This window comes from Ilyobacter sp. (genome assembly GCF_041583315.1).
In the GTDB taxonomy this organism is placed as follows: domain Bacteria; phylum Fusobacteriota; class Fusobacteriia; order Fusobacteriales; family Fusobacteriaceae; genus Ilyobacter.
The window spans coordinates 1-15,766 of record NZ_JBFHGC010000007.1; the positions used below are offsets into that span (position 1 = coordinate 1).

Consider the following 15,766-nt stretch of genomic DNA (forward strand, 5'->3'; position numbering starts at 1 on the left):
ACTGTGGCTATGACACTTATTTCTACAGTGGGCGGAGCTTCCGGTCCTCTGTACGGGACAGCTTTTATGAAAAGTGCTGCTGCTGTAAAAGGCTTGGATACCATCGATTCCAAAGGCTTTTTGAATATACTCAAGGCATCGATAGAGGGTATCCAGATGAGAGGGAAAGCTGTAAAAGGTGAAAAAACAATCCTGGATTCACTGATCCCTGCATGTGAAGCCTATGAGAAATCCTTAAATGAGGATGAATCAGGAACAAAGGCCTTGGAACAGGCTGTAATCTCAGCTAAAGAAGGTGTGGAATATACAAAAACCATCAAAGCCACAAAGGGAAGAGCTAGTTATCTCGGAGACAGAAGTATCGGACATGCTGACCCCGGGGCTACATCTACCAAATTAATCTTAGAAGCAATCTTAGAAGTTTTGTAATTAGGAGGAATTCATGATAGGACTCATCATTGTATCTCACAACAGAAATTTAGGAGAAGAGATCATAAATCTGACTTCTGAAATGAAAAGTTATCCATTTAAGGTGGTAAACGGAAGCGGAACATCAGGAGATTACTACGGAACTGAGCCAAACATAATCCTTGAGGCAATAAAAGTAGCCGATGAAGGAGATGGAGCGGTAATTCTGTGTGATCTTGGAAGTGCTGTTATGAATGCCCAGATGTCCTTAGAATTTTTGGAGCCGGAGCAACAGGAAAGAATAATAATAGCCGATGCACCTATAGTGGAAGGGGCTCTTGTGGCAATGTCTGCAAACTGTCCCGGGATAAGTATAGGGGAATTGGTAGAGGAGATTGAAGAGAGCAGAGGTTTTTCAAAATTGGATTAACAATCAGAATAGTATAGGGGCTCTTCTTTGCAAGAGCCTCTTTTTTATATTAAAAAGCCTTCTAACAGCTTAGGAAAACTTCCCTAATCTGCTTAAGAAGGCTTAAAAAATATCAGAATAATTCATCTTTTTAAATATAAACTACTAGAATAATCTTGTTCATAAAACTACTTTTACTTCATTACTTTTTCAAGTATACCCTTTACTTCATCTCCGCCTTTTGACTGAACAAAAGATAAAATAATAGGGACAAACTTACCAACCATATCCCCACCTAGATCTAGATGTTTAAACCCGCTTGCAAGTCCCGCAAGATGTCCTGCTTTACCACCTAACATTGAAGTAAGACCTCCTAAAAGTCCGGCTTTTGGAGCTGAAGATACCAAGCTATCCACGTCAGGTACTGCACCTGCGACTTTACTAAATTCTTCAGTTTCCAATTTATCCTTTGCCATTTTAAATATAAGTCCTGATCCGCCTTTTGCTTGATCTTCAGTTACACCTAATTGGCTTGTCAACATTTCAATTAATTCCATATATTTCTCCCCCTTCATAGTTTAAATACAATCAATTTTCCGTCAAAAATAAATTATATAACAAAACCGACATTAAACTAAAAGTAAATGTTAATAAAGTATCTATATATATTTTATGAAGTAGGTTGAAAAAATCCTTTTAAATTAAAGAAAAAATAAAAAAAACAGCTATCTGACACCGATGCTGTTTTTTTAAGAATCATAATAACATTTTTATCAGCCAAACTTAGGTTTTATCTCTTCTTCCTCATCATATCTGAGGTCGATAAGCTCTGTATCACCTGTAATACCCTTTTCTTTCCCTTCCATAAAATAGCTCTTACCCTTTGGAACCGAGCAAAAAACCTGCTCTCCAGGCTGGATTATCTGCGCTTCCTGGATATAGACTGCCCCACTCACAAAGTCTAATACCCTCTGAGAATTTTTAGCATCCATTTTTGAGAGATTAATGTGAACTATTCTCTCTTTTCTGATATGCTCTACTATATTCATACACTCTTCAAATTTTTCCGGTTTTAGAAATACTATATCAAAATTCATAGGCTGTCTCCTTTTAATACATAGTTCTTATTTTATATATTAATATTTTTATTTGAAAATTACAAGTGAAGACAGCATTTAATTTATTATTTGAATTCCATCTTCTATGATTTTTTTCTCAATGTACTCATTTTCTAACTGCTCTGGAATAAAATTTTCTTTATTTATAAATTTCTCTCTGAGGTTAAGTATCTCTTTTTCCACCTGTTCTCTGTATACATTATTACCTGCCATACCAGTGGGCAGAGTATTCAAGAGTTTTAATGAAATCATCCCCATCTCAGGTCTAAGCTCGTGCTTCCCAAGACCTGCTGTGATAAATCTTAGTCCTTGATGAATGACTATCCCTTTACTGGCATAAGCTAGTCCGTTTGACGGGTCATCTATTGTTTTCAATATGCCGTTTATATCCAAAAATCTATTGGCTATAACAAGCGGTTCCTCACTGTAAAGTCTCCCCATATTATACATTCTGTAAGTCATATCAATCTTTCTTACGTGATAAAATGGCAGAGTTAAAAGAGACATCTCTTCAAGTTTAATATAAAGAAGGCCGTCTGTCCCAAGGATTTCTGAAACCTCTATGGGGTGAATTATAGCAAGTTGCCCTCCGTCAGTTATCCCCTCATTGAGGAGAAGTTCGTCCGTTTCTTGTAACGTCTGAACTTCATATCCCTTCGGGTTTTCTCTAAAAGCGGCATATACTACGTCACGTAGCACCTGTGCCCCTAGCACATCATTTGTCATGTTGTCTATAGGCAGAATGGCCAGCTTTGCAGGAGGGGTCTTTGTCTCGCTCCTGAGCACCATTCTCCTGCTGCTGCATCCTGTAAAAAAAATCAGGAGAAGGATAGTTATCGATACTCCTCTTCTCATAAAAGCACCCTATCTTCTTATCTTTACAACTGCCGGAAGTTCAAATTTTTCTCCGTCAAAAATTGCAATAGATGCATCTTCGCCCATGTAGTCTACTATTTTAGCAGTCCCTATTTCTTCCTCTATATATCCCAGAAATTCTCCTTCAAACTCTATCTTCTCTCCTTGTTTGAAAACATCTAATTTAGTTCCTAATTCCAGATTACTCATCTTTCCGGAATTAATTATTATTTTGTTTGAATAGGCCTTTGCTACTTTTGCACTCCAAGGAGTTTTATCTATTCTGTCGATTATATTTTCCATGGAATTGATTGTAGCAGCTCTAAATGCTTCCTGTTCCAGACTTTCATCATAACCTCCAGAAGTCCCAACTCCCAAGGTAGTTCCGTATTTTACAGTGGAGTACCCTTCTCCCAGTTCACTCCATACTTTACCAGTCCTCACATCAATTACTTTTAGATCGATTGCTACTTCTGCCCTCTGTTCTTTTGATTTGGATATTATCTTGCTTGAGCCAGTTGTATTTACAGCATATTTTGTGATAGATCCCACAATTACATACTCAGCATCTAAAAACTGCTGCTGACCTGCGATACTGCCCTGTCCAAGTGCATTTGAGAATTCAGTTTCTTCCATTACAGAATCAAGATCCTCTCTTTCCAAAACTATAAATCTGTTTGTTTTAGAAAATTCAGATATAAGGACATCTTTCGCTATATCCCCAAGTCTCTTATTACCAAACCTTGTTTCATTTTTTACCTTTCCGATGACTATTTTTCTTTTGGGTCCAGGCTGAGCTTTGGCTTCATCATACTCTCTCAGCTTTTGAATTTTATCATCTTTTTTTACACTGCTGGTTGTTTTACCGCAACCTGCTAAAGTTAACAACATTAGAAAAACTGCAAAAAACTTTTTCATATTCCTTCCCCCTTAGAGCATTGCTGTTACTTTTTCTATTATTTCCTTTTCTGACAAATCACTTGTGAATCCTGCTGCTTTTATATGTCCTCCCCCACCGAAAATTTTTGCAATGGCATTGACATCCTTGTCATGTTTACTTCTCATGCTTCCCTTTATCTTGCCTTTCTCATCTTCCCTCATAAACAAAGATACCTCAGAACCTTCGTAAGAATTAATAAGTTCCACCAGCCCCTCTGACTCCTCTCTTTTAGCTCCCAGTTCTTTTAGAGTATCCTGAGATATAAACAGATGCACAAGTTTTTTTTCAGGAACATATATCATATCTTCCAGAGCCTTTCCCATTAATCTAAGAGTAGACATGCTCTTGCTGTTGTAAAACTCTCTCACAATTTTGGAATTATCCACTCCTTTTTCAAGGAGATCACTGGCCAGAAGGAATGTGTCCTTTGTGACATTGGAGTGTGCAAAATTTCCAGTGTCATTTACCACTCCGGTGTAAATGGCTTCCCCTATAACCGTATCTATTTCTATATCCATCTTTTTTATAAATTTGTATATTATCTCAGAAGTAGAAGATATATTTTCAATACAGTTTATATCTCCGTATTCAGTGTTACTTGTATGATGATCTATATTTATTATATAGCTGTCCTCTCCTATGAGCCTTTCTACGCTTCCTATTCTTTCTTTATTGGCAGAATCAAGACAGATAACGAGGTCAAATTTGTACTTGCTTTCAACATTCTTTATGTTTTCAATCATTTCCGTTCCCTTTAGAAATTTCAGATTACCAGGAACGTTGTCCTCCAATACAATCCTTACCACCTTATCCATATAATTTTCATCTAAGCCACTCTGAATCCTGTTGTATTTATTCAGGGCCAGAAAAAGAGCAAGTCCAGACCCGAGAGCGTCTCCGTCTGGATTTATATGAGAGGTTAGAAGAATCCTTTCGGAATTTTTTATTTTGTCAATTATCTCGTTGTAAATATTCATTTATCCTCCTCAATTTTTAAGAAATATTATTCCTAAAAAGATATTATATCTATTTTATTTTTTATAAAAAGCTTTGCTGTTACTCCGTCACCATCTATTAACTTTCCTGTAAAATCACCACTATAAATTTTATTAAACCCGCAAGAAGGACTTTTCCCCTTCATTAAAGCTAAAAAGCAGTTGTTTTTTATTGCTTTTTCCAGAGCCAATAAGGCCCCCTTATTAAATTCCGATGTTATATCTATATTTTCTTTTGTGAATACCCTGTTATTTTTTATCTCTGCAGGAGTTCGGGGGATTCCCAAGCCTCCCATTACTTCAGGGCATACAAGAATATAATCTACTCTGTCACCAAGTTTTAAAAGCAGTTCATTTTTGTTATTACCGCCTTTATAGTTACAGTTTTTTCCAAGGAGGCACGAACTTATGACAATCTTTGGAATCACTTTCTTTATTTTACAGCTGTCCCTCTTCATGTATTTTAAAAGAAGTTCTCTGTGGGAATAAATTTCATACATTGGTTTTAATACAAAATTTCTGTCCCTGTATCTGAGATGTGGTATTGTGAGTCCCTCTATACTTATATTCAGATCACCATAAAAAATTATATCTATATCAATAGTCCTAGGCCCCCATCTGAGCTCTCTCTTTCTGTCGAGCTCATGTTCTATCCTCTGAAGGGTTCTCAACAACTCAAAGGGAAGCAGGGTTGTCCTTATCTCTAAGGCTATGTTATAAAAACTATCCTGTTCTTTCACTCCCCAGGGATCAGTTTCATAAAAAGAGGATATTTTACTTATTCTTACTCCCTTTGTGATATTTATCCTTTGAATTGCAGAAACAATATAATAAAGTTTATTTCCCATATTGGACCCGAGACTTAAATAGGCCAGAGTTTCCTTAGGCATTTTTACTTCTCTCTATCTCCACTCCTACATAGTCAAAGTGACCGGGTATAGGGGCTTCTGGTTTTTTTATTCTCACTTTTATTCCTGTTATATCAAAGTTTTCTAGAATATCTGTGGCCACAGCCTCTGCCAGTGCCTCTATAAGCTTGTAGCTTTTCCCTCTGGCAATAGTTTCCACCCTCTCATATATCTCTGCATAGCTCACACTTTTTGTCAGATCATCTGTTATACCAGCTTCTCTAAGGGATTTATTGATCTCTATATCTACAAAAAATTTCTGTCCCAATACATTTTCTTCTGACAAGACTCCGTGATATCCGTAAAAAGCCATATTTTTTATTATTATTTTATCCATTTTACCACTTCCATTATTTTATTGGAGTAAATCCTTCGCCTAGCACCTCATATACTTCTGACACTATTACAAAGGCTTCTGGATCTACTGCTTTGATGTGTTCTCTCAAATCATGTATTTTTTTATTTCTCATTACAGTCATTATCATTTTTCTGTCTTTATTTGTGTATAGCCCCTCTATATCCATTCCGTTTCCTGTACTGTCCAGATCGTTGATTATTATACTCCTTATTTCGGTATATTTATCGCTTATAATATATACCATTTTACTGTAGCTTACACCTTCAAAGACTTTGTTTATTACTACCCCTATAGCATAAAGAGTTATTATGGCATAGAGAGCTTTTTCAAAACCAAAGACCATAGCTGCAATTGAAACTATAATGATATCCACCGCCATCATAGAATATCCCATTGAAACCTTAAGATACTTATTTATGATCTGGGCAAGGATATCTGTCCCTCCTGTGCTGCCTCCGAATTTCATTATTATTCCTACACCGAACCCAACAAGAAGTCCCCCGTATATTGTGGCAAGAAACAGATTTCCGCCCTTTGCAAAATCTATAAGAGTATCTATGTGGGGAAATAGATAATTTAAAAGATCCACATAAACAGACAGCAAGACAGTTCCAAGAAAAGTCTTAAATCCATAAGCTTTCCCAAAAATCTTTAGACCTATAAGAAATATAGGTACATTTAAAAAAAGCATAGTCATACCTACAGGTGATCCCCATATTGAATTTATTATGATGGCCAGACCTGACACGCCTCCTGGTGCTATCCTCGCCGGTGTCAGAAAAAAAGCTATTCCGGCTGCAGTAATCAAAGAACCTAGATTAACTACAAAATAATCTATAAAAATGTTTTTTCTTTTTCTTTTCATAGTTTTCCCTTTCTAAAATTTAGGCTTAATTTTCTTGAAAATCCAGAATCCTTTTTTCCTCCTCTGTAAATCTGCTAAAACTTTCCTTATATGCCTTCTCAGGGTCATGACCCAATTTTTTTGCCATGAGATTCATTGTAGCTACCTCCACCATGGCAGCGGCGTTACGTCCTGACGATATATAGAGCTCTGCCTTATGCACAGACCTTTCGAGAAGTTCAATGTTTCCTCCTGAGTATTTTGTCGAAGTAAGATACTCATCAGATTTCAGCTCTTTCAGTTCTAATATGGCATCTAGTCTTTTTGTCAGCCTTACTGAACCTAGTCCATAGAGAGCCTTTATGTCAATTATTCCAAGCCCTCTTATCTCCATAAAGTGAGGTAATTTTGCAGCTCTTCCTATAATATCCCCGCTGGGATGTTTTATAAATTTTACCATGTCATCTGCTATAAGTCTGTGCCCTCTGTGTATCAATTCAAGAGCTGTCTCACTTTTACCTATTCCGCTTTTACCTGTGAGGAGCACTCCAAATCCGTACATCTCCACAAATACACCGTGTAATGTTATAGAAGGAGCAAAATAGGTCTCAAGAAAGGAGTTAAAGTCCGCTATAATCTGGCTGGTCTTGCTTTTATTGGAACGAAGAAGAATTCTACCTTTTTTCTTTACTGCATCTATAAAATACTCAGGTAAATCATCGATTTTAGAAAGAATTATTGCAGGAAAATCATAATTAAGGTAAGTCTCAAGATTTTTATTCCTAGTCTCTTCATCTAAGCTTTCTAAATATCTAAACTCTCCTTCTGAAAAAACTTGGAGTCTGTCTGGCCCGTCTTCTTCTATCATGTCATAGTAACCTGAAAGAGCCAATGCAGGCCTGTGAATACTGGTTTTGTAGATAAAAGCTGAATCTAGCTTATCTTCTCCGCATAATACTTCTAAATTAAAAGTTTTCTTTAAATCATTAACTGATAGAGATATATGATTTTTCATACTTTCCTCTCCCTGATTTTTCTTTTTATTTTCTAAAATAAGTTTTTTAGTTTCATTTAAAAAATATTCCGCCGAATTAACTCCGGATTTTTTTAATCTGTGATTTATTGCCGCTGTCTCCAAAATAACTGCCAGATTTCTTCCTTTACGTACAGGGAGAGTCAGTTTTTGTATTTTTATTCCCAGAAAATCTTCAAAAACCTGATCCAGTCCAAGTCTGTCGTAAAACTTCTTTACATCCCATCTCTCCAGGTTCACAAGTAGATTTATCTGCTTTTCCTTCCTGGTAGATCCCAGGCCAAAGGCATCGGTAAGATCTATCTTTCCGCCACCCTTATGAACCAAAAAGAAATGTTCATCAGGAGAAGATTTATCAAATCTGTTTTCGCCTATAAGATGATCGTCTCCAGTTCTTTTTAAAATGACATTGTCATCAGTTATAAATTTATGACCTCTTTCTATGAGCTCGATGGCAACACCCTGTTTTGTATCTTCATCCCCTGTAATAAGAATACCAATACCAAAGATCTCCAAGAGTATATGATCATTCAGCATCATTTCCGGAGCAAGTTTTTTTTGGAGAAAATATTTCATATCCCTTATAAATACACTGGTACTCTGTTTGGTTTTAAAAAGACTTTTATTATTTTCCCCAGCTATTCTCAGAAACTCATCTTCTATGGTATCTGTATCACACAGTATTATTCCGGGAAAAGAGTAGGAAAAATATTTATTTAAAATTTCAACTCTCTTATCAACATCGAGTTTCTTTAGATAGGTCATCTCCTCTTTTCCAAAAATCTGAATATAAGAATCTAAAATTTCTGAATTTTTATCAAAAAAACCTGTAAGTTCTGACCCTGATCTGTTTATATTCGGGGCTGTCATCTGATAGTCCAGATTTCCTTCATATATAACTTCGAGCTGAAATTCTGATACTATCTCACTTATAGATACGGATTTATGAGCGATTATTCTATTATTCAACTATCACAACTCCTTTCTCTTCCAGTTTTTCTTTTTTCAACTTTTCAAGGGCAAGTTTATAATTCTTATCTTCAAAAAAATTTTCTTTTCTTATAAGAAAATTTTTTCTGATTTCATCGGTCAATCTCTCTTTTTTCTCTGACCTCTTTGCTATATCGACTTTACATTTAGAATAAACTGATTTAAATAAATATACCGGAGCAGTTACCAAAAATAGCAACAATATAATCCTAAAAAACACTTTTCTTTTTTTCAAAATTAAGCCTCCTGCTTAAATCTGCTCAAAAGATAAAAAGAGCCGCATACCACTATGACTTTTTTGTTCATAGATACTGCCTTTTCATAAGCAGTTTTTATATTATTTTCCACAACTGATGATTTGAAGGAGTCAGTATATTTTCTGAGTTCTTCTCCTTTTTGACCCCTTTTAAACATCTCAAGAGAAGTAAGAATAACCGTATCAGAAAACCCTCTGATCTCTCTCATAATATTCTCTATATCCTTGTCTTCCAAAACTGAAACCACAGTCACAACTTCTTCTGGAGTAAATGAAATATTTATGTTTTCTTTTAGTTTCTCAGCTGCATCTGGATTATGAGCCCCGTCTAAGATTACGAACGGATTCCTGCTGTAGACTTCGAATCTTCCGGGCCACCTGACTTTAGGTGCAGCCCTCTGTATGATCTCGTCATCTATACCGAGAATTTTCAGAGTTTCATAGGCACATAAAAAATTTGACACCTGATACTCTCCGAAAAGTGAGAAAGAGTATCTTTTGTTTTCTATTTTTATATCTGTCATAAAATTCTCTTTATCGAGGACATACTCTATATTTTTATACTTCTCTTTGACGTCAATAAAGTTTTCAGTCTCATTTTTTATGGCTCGTATAAAATCTTTATTATTATCCCCCACTACGACTTTACTGGTCTTTTTTATTATCCCGGCTTTTTCCCTGGAAATATCATATATGTTGTCTCCGAGAAATCCCACATGATCTAAGGTTACATTTGTTATTACCGCGACTTCAGAATTTACAACATTGGTGGCATCATATCTACCGCCCATTCCAGTCTCTAAGACCACATATTCGCTTTTTTTATCTGCAAAGTATAAAAACATCATCGCTGTAGTCATTTCAAAAAAAGTTGCCTTAATCTTCTTTTTTTCTACAACATTTTTTACCCTGAGATAATAGCTGCAGATCTCCTGGTCTGATATTTCCTTTCCGTCAAATTGTATTCTTTCATTGAAACGTATTATATGAGGAGAGGTAAACTTCCCTACTCTATACCCTGCCTCTATAAGCCCTGCCTCTATAGTTGTGGCTGTAGACCCCTTCCCGTTGGTTCCGGCTATATGGATGACCCTGTACTTGTCCTGTGGGTTTCCGAGAGCCTCACACATTCTCTCGATGTTTTCCAGTCCCAGCTTTATGCCAAACATAGAATAGGAATAAAGTTCCTCTAATATTTTCTCCGTATCCATGATTATCCCGTCCTTTAGATTCTGTCCAGTATCCCCTCTAGAATCTCCTTTGAATTCTTTGCAGCCAGATGAACAAATTCAGCAAAGTCAACATCTGCATCGTGATTTGCCTTGTCCGATATAGATCTTAAAACAAGGAAAGGAGTATTAAACAGATAACACACATGTGCTACAGCTGCTCCTTCCATCTCTGTACACTCTCCGTTGAAAGTATCTCTCAGCCACTGTATCTTTTCCACTGAAGCCACAAACTGATCTCCGCTAAGGATTCTTCCTGCCCATACTTTTTCTCTTCCGAATTTTTCCACGGCTACCTCTTCTGCGATATTTTTAAGAGACTCATCTGCCTTGAATACAGAATTATCCATTCTAGGTATCACACCGTGATCACTTCCAAAGGCAGTTGTATCAAAATCATGCTGGATAAGCTCTGTAGAAACCACTATATCCCCTACCTCTATAGCCGGATTTACTCCTCCTGCCACTCCTGTAAATATAATCTTATCCACCTTGTAGTGGTCTATCAGAAGAGTTGTACAGATAGCAGCATTTACCTTTCCTATGCCGCATTCTACAAGAACTACATCCTTTCCTCTTAATTTTCCTCTATAAAAAGTCAGGTTTACCTTTTTTTCCTCCTGAATATTCTCCATAACTTCCTTTAGTTCTATTATTTCTTCATTCATTGCACCTATTATTCCTATCAACATTTCCCCTCCGCATTCTTATATTTTTATTTTCTCAATTTCATTGATTTTCAACAGAATTTTTCAAAAAAATTATAACATATACACTACCTTTAAGCAATTATTAAGGGGATTTTATTGACTTTGTATTTGGTAAAAAGTATACTTCCCATAGGAAGGGGGGAGAGTCTCATGAAAAAGCTTATTTTTTCAATAATCATACTTTTTCTTGCTGCTGCATGCTCTAGTGTAGATTATTCTGAAAACAAAAAATATCCCGACTGGGTACTCAGACCAAGCTACAAAAATGGTATTGCAGGGGTAGGTTCATCAAAGATTACAGAATTGGGCTTTGACTTTGCAAGGAAGGAAGCCATGGCAAATGCAAGAGCTGATCTTGCCAGGCAGATTGGTATCAAAGTCAATTCTACTTTAAAATCCTATACCGCCAAAGCAGGGGTCGGGGACAATGCCGCTGTGGACAAAATGGTGGAAGAGATTTACGAAGACATAGTTACTCAGGATCTTTTCAATTCAAGAATTACAGAGGCTTGGGAAAATCCACAAGGAGAATTCTACGTTCTCATGGTTATTGATAATGAAGATATAATAAGGTCAGCTGAAAAAGCCATAAGCAATATCGATATGTCTGCAAATCCGGAACTTATTAAATTAAAGGCCGATGATGCAGAGAACAGACTTCATCAGGAACTGAAAAACTTTTTCAATTAGTATAGGGGGGCCGATAGGCCCTTTTAATTATTACCAGCTTTAAATAGTCAAAATAATTTATAGGAAAGGATGATTGCAATGAAAAAAATTATAATTTTTATTTTTACCATAGCTTTATTTACCCTGGCTTTTGGAAAAGATATAACCGGAACAGGATATGGTTCCACCGAAATAGAAGCCAGAGAAAATGCACTAAATGACCTTTCTCAGCAGATAAAAGTAACAGTGGAGAGCAACTACTCCAGTGAGAACACTTTTAAAAACGGAGAAGTCGGAAAAAATCTGAAAAACAATGTAAATCTTTTTTCCAGAAACGAACTTTTAGGGGTTGAATATAAGGTAAAAAAATATTTCCTCAGAAAAAAATATCGAGTACGTGCCTTTATAACTGATAAAAAACTTCCACTCTATGAAAACAAAACAGAGTCTCTTAAAAATCAGATTTATTTAAACATGTCAAAAATTGAAAAAACTGACAGTCTGCCTCAGAAAAAGGAACTTCTAGAAAAAAGCATATCCGATTTTGAACTTTATGATGGCTATAAAAACATGGCCTCTATACTGGGAAGTAAAAAAACTTTTGCTATTCAGTACACCCAGGCCCAGTTAAAAAGTCAGCTCAGCAATATCAATGCAATATTAGATGCACCGAGAATAGTTTTTGTATCTGTTACCGGAGATTTTCCAGCTGAATCTTACAATTATATAAAAAACAGGTCTGATGACCTTATAACCAAGATTTTTCAGAGTTCTACTAAAAAATTAGCCATTGTTAGTGAGATGGATGAAAGTGTAAACACAGTTTTCAACATCAATGTCAATTCCTATGTCATTGATAAAAAGGAACCTATTCTCTATAATAATAAGCCAATAACAAAAGAAAGATTTGAAGCTTTTATAAACCTGTCTATCACAGCACAGAACAAAGAGATGGACTCATATATTATCAGTAAGACTGCATCTGCTAATTCTTACGATGTAAACTCCAGAAAATCTGCCATGTACAAGGCAATAGATCTTCTCTTTAAAAAAGAGGAAGAGGAGCTGAAAAACAGTTTTTCATTTTAAACAAAAAAAACCGGATAACCCGGTTTTTTTTGTTTAAACTTATTTTATTTTTATAAGGTTGTCAGTATCTCAGGCCCATCAGGGGTAATAGCTATAGAGTGCTCATACTGCACACAGATACTTCCGTCTATTGTTCTGGCTGTCCAGCCGTCAGAATCTATTTTTGATTTCCAGTGTCCCAGTGTAATCATTGGTTCTATTGCGATAGTCATACCATTTTTCAGCATGGGACCGGTTTTAGGTTCTCCCACATGAAGTATTTCCGGTTCTTCCCAAAGAGTGCTTCCTACTCCGTGTCCTGCAAATTCTACAACTATACCGTAACCCTTAGGTCTCACATATTTTTCTATGGCATCCCCTATATCTCCTATATAGTTACCTTCTACAGCCTGTTCGATCCCCTTTAACAGGGCTTCTAAGGTGGTGTCCATAAGATCCTTTATCTCCTGGCTCACATCTCCTACAGCATATGACCACGCTGAATCTCCGTGAAATCCATTGTACAGAGCCCCTATATCTATCGTTATCACGTCTCCGTCTTTCAGAGGAACGTTATTTGGCATCCCGTGACATATCACATCATTAGGAGCTGCACAGGTTGAAAAAGGAAAACCATGATACCCCTTAAAACTTGGTATAGCCCCTTTTTCCCTTATATAATTTTCAACCATTTCATCTATTTCAAGAGTGGTCACCCCGGGTTTTATCATTTTTTTGATCAACCCGTGACATTCTGCCACTATTCTCCCTGCCTCTCTCATAATAGCTATCTCTTCTTTAGTTTTTAATATAATCAACTTATACCTCCCAAAATTTCAATTGTTCCTCTAAGTTTACTCTTAAATAGCAATAATTTCAACCATTACAAAGGAGATATTGTCATTACCTCTTTTTTTACACTTTTTCAAAATTTCTTCTGCTCCTGTTTTTAGGTCTTTAGAAACAGCCTTTTCCATCTCACTGAAAGAGAGTTCCTCCCACACACCGTCACTTGAGATAAAAAACTTATCCCCTTTTTTTATCTCCATCTCTGCAAGATAAGATTGGAATTCATCTGCTCCGGCAATCAAAGCAGAAGTGACGATATTTTTTCTAGGATGTCCCCTTATCCAGTCATGCATCTCACCTTCACTTTGAAATGCCTCTTTTTTCATGAGTTCCCATACGAGAGAGTGATCATCTGTCACTCTTACGAGCTTTTGCCTCATAAAGTAAGTTCTGCTGTCCCCTATATTAAAAATAATCCCAATATTTTTCTTTAGATAGACTCCTGTCAGCACTGTACCCATTCCCAGAAGTTCCGGTTTGTGAACAGCCATATCATTTAGTCCGGCATTAGCCAGTTCAAATATATTTTTAAGTTCATTTTTTTCATTTACCCTCGTATTTTTTAAGAACTCCAGTACTGTATGACTTGCAATCTCACCACCGGTATGCCCTCCCAGGCCATCTGCCACAGAAAAGAATCCATCCTCCATGTTTATTTCTCTTATTTTAAAATCTTCAAAATCTGATTCTGAAAATATTTCATCATAAATTAACACAGAGTCCTCGTTGTTCTCTCTGCTGTTTCCTATCCCTGTATAGTATGCTACACGAATTTTCATTATAATCCCCCCTGTTATATTTATATTAAATATGGGAATTAATATTCCTGCTAAATTTGATACAACTTTTTACATATGTAACAGATATAAAAAAACCGCCGAAATCAGCGGTTTTTCAGATTACTTCTTCCTACCCTCTTGTATCTGACCATTTTTGTATACTGTCATGAGCTCCTTCAAGTCATCTATCTGAGAGAGTAGTTTTTTACCTATATCAGTATCTCCCACTGTTTTTCTGTTTGTCTTCTGCAGGACATCTATATTAGAATTTATTTTTACTCCTTCTCTTACTATCTCATCCTCAGAAGTAAAAGGATGATGGGATACAAGTCTCAGTCCCCAAGAATTATACATAAGAGTATATCCTGCAATACCTGTTGTATTTTGATAGGCTCTGGACATGCCCCCGTCTATAACCAGGAGTCTTCCATTGGCCTTTAGAGGGCTCTCACCTTTCTTTACCTTGACAGGTGTATGCCCAGTTATTATATGACCCTTATCTGGGTCTAAATCAAAACTCTCGAGTATTTTTCTGCATATAGTTTCATCTTCTCTGTAGTTAAAATACGGATTCAGTTTCTCTTCATGAAGTTTTTTATCTGTGGTAAAGTATCTTTCAAAGGTTGCCATTTTTTCCTTGGCAAACATAGGAGATTTTCTTCCTGTCCACAGATACCACAACCAGTCTACATCACTTTCTTTTCTTGTGAAATATGCCCTTCTGGCCAGTTCTTCATACTTGTCTAGAAGTTCTACCCCCTTGTACTGCTCTCCCTCTATACTAGCAGCAAGATAGTCACCTTTTTCATCCAGAAGTATACAACCGTGATAAAGTAAGTTTCCGTTGTATTTTAAATATAAACTTCCGTTTGTGTAAAAATAATATATATGCTTTTGTAGTTTTTCACTGTTTTTAAAATAAGAGGACAATTTATCAATTACGTCTTTTTCATCTTTTGAGAGAATATAGGGGTTAGCAGGATCTATTGTGGGAAAATTACAACTGCTAAGTGGATATTCCTTCCCTTCTACAGTTAGAATACCACGTTCATAATCAATCATATCCAAAAGCAGCCTGTCTGTTCTTTTAAATACAGCTTTTCTCTTAATGAGCTGCCCTTCCAGTTTAAACTGTATTATAGCTATAGCTTTATGCATCCTTGCAATCAGCAGCTGATCTTTTTCTTCATAGAATTGCTCGTTGCTTATCTTCGGAAGGAATTCTTTACACGGATCATCTCGATATACTGTCATAGCCAGAGACCCTAATGGAAGCAGGTTTATTCCATACCCCTCTTCCAGACACTCTATGTTGCTGTACCTAAGTGCTATTCTCAGGACCTCTGCA

19 protein-coding genes are annotated in these 15,766 nt (G+C 36.3%); 4 read left to right on the top strand and 15 right to left on the bottom strand.

From position 1 onward, the window contains the following. Together dhaL and dhaM are read left to right on the top strand one after the other, a co-directional pair. The coding region (dhaL, locus tag ABZA26_RS00620; RefSeq protein ID WP_372712583.1) for a dihydroxyacetone kinase subunit DhaL at positions 1 to 429 on the top strand (429 nt) is incomplete at its 5' end. Positions 430 to 442: 13 nt separating this feature from the next. Beyond that, positions 443 to 838 carry a dihydroxyacetone kinase phosphoryl donor subunit DhaM gene (dhaM, locus tag ABZA26_RS00625; RefSeq protein WP_372712584.1) on the top strand — a complete coding sequence of 132 codons (396 nt, stop codon included), beginning with the start codon at positions 443 to 445 and terminating at the stop codon, positions 836 to 838. A 173-nt stretch (positions 839 to 1,011) separates the two neighbouring features. Here the strand turns inward: dhaM and ABZA26_RS00630 are convergent, their stop codons facing one another. The 12 genes from ABZA26_RS00630 to ABZA26_RS00685 all read right to left on the bottom strand — a co-directional run bounded on the left by ABZA26_RS00630 (position 1,012) and on the right by ABZA26_RS00685 (position 11,035). Then, on the bottom strand, positions 1,012 to 1,374 hold the full coding sequence (locus ABZA26_RS00630) for a DUF2780 domain-containing protein (protein WP_372712585.1): 363 nt from the start codon (positions 1,372 to 1,374) through the stop codon (positions 1,012 to 1,014). Between the two features lie 216 nt (positions 1,375 to 1,590). Then, positions 1,591 to 1,914 carry a cell division protein SepF gene (locus tag ABZA26_RS00635; protein ID WP_372712586.1) on the bottom strand — a complete coding sequence of 108 codons (324 nt, stop codon included), beginning with the start codon at positions 1,912 to 1,914 and terminating at the stop codon, positions 1,591 to 1,593. Positions 1,915 to 1,992: 78 nt separating this feature from the next. Next, the gene (locus ABZA26_RS00640; protein ID WP_372712587.1) at positions 1,993 to 2,790 is read right to left on the bottom strand and encodes a hypothetical protein; all 798 of its coding nucleotides are present in this window, start codon (positions 2,788 to 2,790) and stop codon (positions 1,993 to 1,995) included. A gap of 9 nt (positions 2,791 to 2,799) precedes the next feature. Then, positions 2,800 to 3,708, bottom strand: a complete 909-nt coding sequence (locus ABZA26_RS00645) for a CsgG/HfaB family protein (RefSeq protein ID WP_372712588.1) — start codon at positions 3,706 to 3,708, stop codon at positions 2,800 to 2,802. Between the two features lie 12 nt (positions 3,709 to 3,720). Beyond that, on the bottom strand, positions 3,721 to 4,707 hold the full coding sequence (locus tag ABZA26_RS00650) for a bifunctional oligoribonuclease/PAP phosphatase NrnA (protein WP_372712589.1): 987 nt from the start codon (positions 4,705 to 4,707) through the stop codon (positions 3,721 to 3,723). A 32-nt stretch (positions 4,708 to 4,739) separates the two neighbouring features. Then, positions 4,740 to 5,615 (bottom strand): 2-amino-4-hydroxy-6-hydroxymethyldihydropteridine diphosphokinase, encoded by an 876-nt coding sequence (gene folK / locus ABZA26_RS00655; RefSeq protein WP_372712590.1) that lies wholly within the window; start codon positions 5,613 to 5,615, stop codon positions 4,740 to 4,742. Beyond that, a complete protein-coding gene (folB, locus tag ABZA26_RS00660) occupies positions 5,608 to 5,970 on the bottom strand; it encodes a dihydroneopterin aldolase (protein ID WP_372712591.1) in 363 nt (120 codons plus the stop codon). Before folB ends, folK begins: the two co-directional genes overlap by 8 nt. 13 nt (positions 5,971 to 5,983) lie before the next feature. Next, positions 5,984 to 6,856 carry a YitT family protein gene (locus ABZA26_RS00665; RefSeq protein WP_372712592.1) on the bottom strand — a complete coding sequence of 291 codons (873 nt, stop codon included), beginning with the start codon at positions 6,854 to 6,856 and terminating at the stop codon, positions 5,984 to 5,986. A 25-nt stretch (positions 6,857 to 6,881) separates the two neighbouring features. After that, positions 6,882 to 8,837 (bottom strand): HPr(Ser) kinase/phosphatase, encoded by a 1,956-nt coding sequence (hprK, locus tag ABZA26_RS00670; RefSeq protein ID WP_372712593.1) that lies wholly within the window; start codon positions 8,835 to 8,837, stop codon positions 6,882 to 6,884. Then, positions 8,830 to 9,093 (bottom strand): hypothetical protein, encoded by a 264-nt coding sequence (locus ABZA26_RS00675; RefSeq protein ID WP_372712594.1) that lies wholly within the window; start codon positions 9,091 to 9,093, stop codon positions 8,830 to 8,832. The genes hprK and ABZA26_RS00675 overlap by 8 nt, the downstream gene beginning before the upstream one ends. A 2-nt stretch (positions 9,094 to 9,095) precedes the next feature. Beyond that, positions 9,096 to 10,325 carry a folylpolyglutamate synthase/dihydrofolate synthase family protein gene (locus tag ABZA26_RS00680; protein ID WP_372712595.1) on the bottom strand — a complete coding sequence of 410 codons (1,230 nt, stop codon included), beginning with the start codon at positions 10,323 to 10,325 and terminating at the stop codon, positions 9,096 to 9,098. A gap of 14 nt (positions 10,326 to 10,339) precedes the next feature. After that, complete coding sequence (locus tag ABZA26_RS00685) at positions 10,340 to 11,035, bottom strand: 5'-methylthioadenosine/adenosylhomocysteine nucleosidase (RefSeq protein WP_372712596.1); 696 nt, start codon at positions 11,033 to 11,035, stop codon at positions 10,340 to 10,342. 168 nt (positions 11,036 to 11,203) lie between these two features. Here ABZA26_RS00685 and ABZA26_RS00690 point away from each other — a divergent pair, with 168 nt between their 5' ends. Together ABZA26_RS00690 and ABZA26_RS00695 are read left to right on the top strand one after the other, a co-directional pair. After that, positions 11,204 to 11,743: an LPP20 family lipoprotein gene (locus ABZA26_RS00690; protein ID WP_372712597.1), complete on the top strand. Its 540-nt coding sequence runs from the start codon at positions 11,204 to 11,206 to the stop codon at positions 11,741 to 11,743. Positions 11,744 to 11,821: 78 nt separating this feature from the next. Further along, positions 11,822 to 12,811 carry a hypothetical protein gene (locus ABZA26_RS00695; RefSeq protein ID WP_372712598.1) on the top strand — a complete coding sequence of 330 codons (990 nt, stop codon included), beginning with the start codon at positions 11,822 to 11,824 and terminating at the stop codon, positions 12,809 to 12,811. A gap of 50 nt (positions 12,812 to 12,861) precedes the next feature. Here ABZA26_RS00695 and map read toward each other — a convergent pair whose 3' ends face one another. The 3 genes from map to ABZA26_RS00710 all read right to left on the bottom strand — a co-directional run. Next, positions 12,862 to 13,608: a type I methionyl aminopeptidase gene (gene map, locus ABZA26_RS00700; protein ID WP_372712599.1), complete on the bottom strand. Its 747-nt coding sequence runs from the start codon at positions 13,606 to 13,608 to the stop codon at positions 12,862 to 12,864. 42 nt (positions 13,609 to 13,650) lie between these two features. Then, a complete protein-coding gene (locus ABZA26_RS00705; RefSeq protein ID WP_372712600.1) occupies positions 13,651 to 14,418 on the bottom strand; it encodes a PP2C family serine/threonine-protein phosphatase in 768 nt (255 codons plus the stop codon). Between the two features lie 120 nt (positions 14,419 to 14,538). Further along, the coding region (locus ABZA26_RS00710) for a fructose-bisphosphatase class III (RefSeq protein WP_372712601.1) at positions 14,539 to 15,766 on the bottom strand (1,228 nt) is incomplete at its 5' end.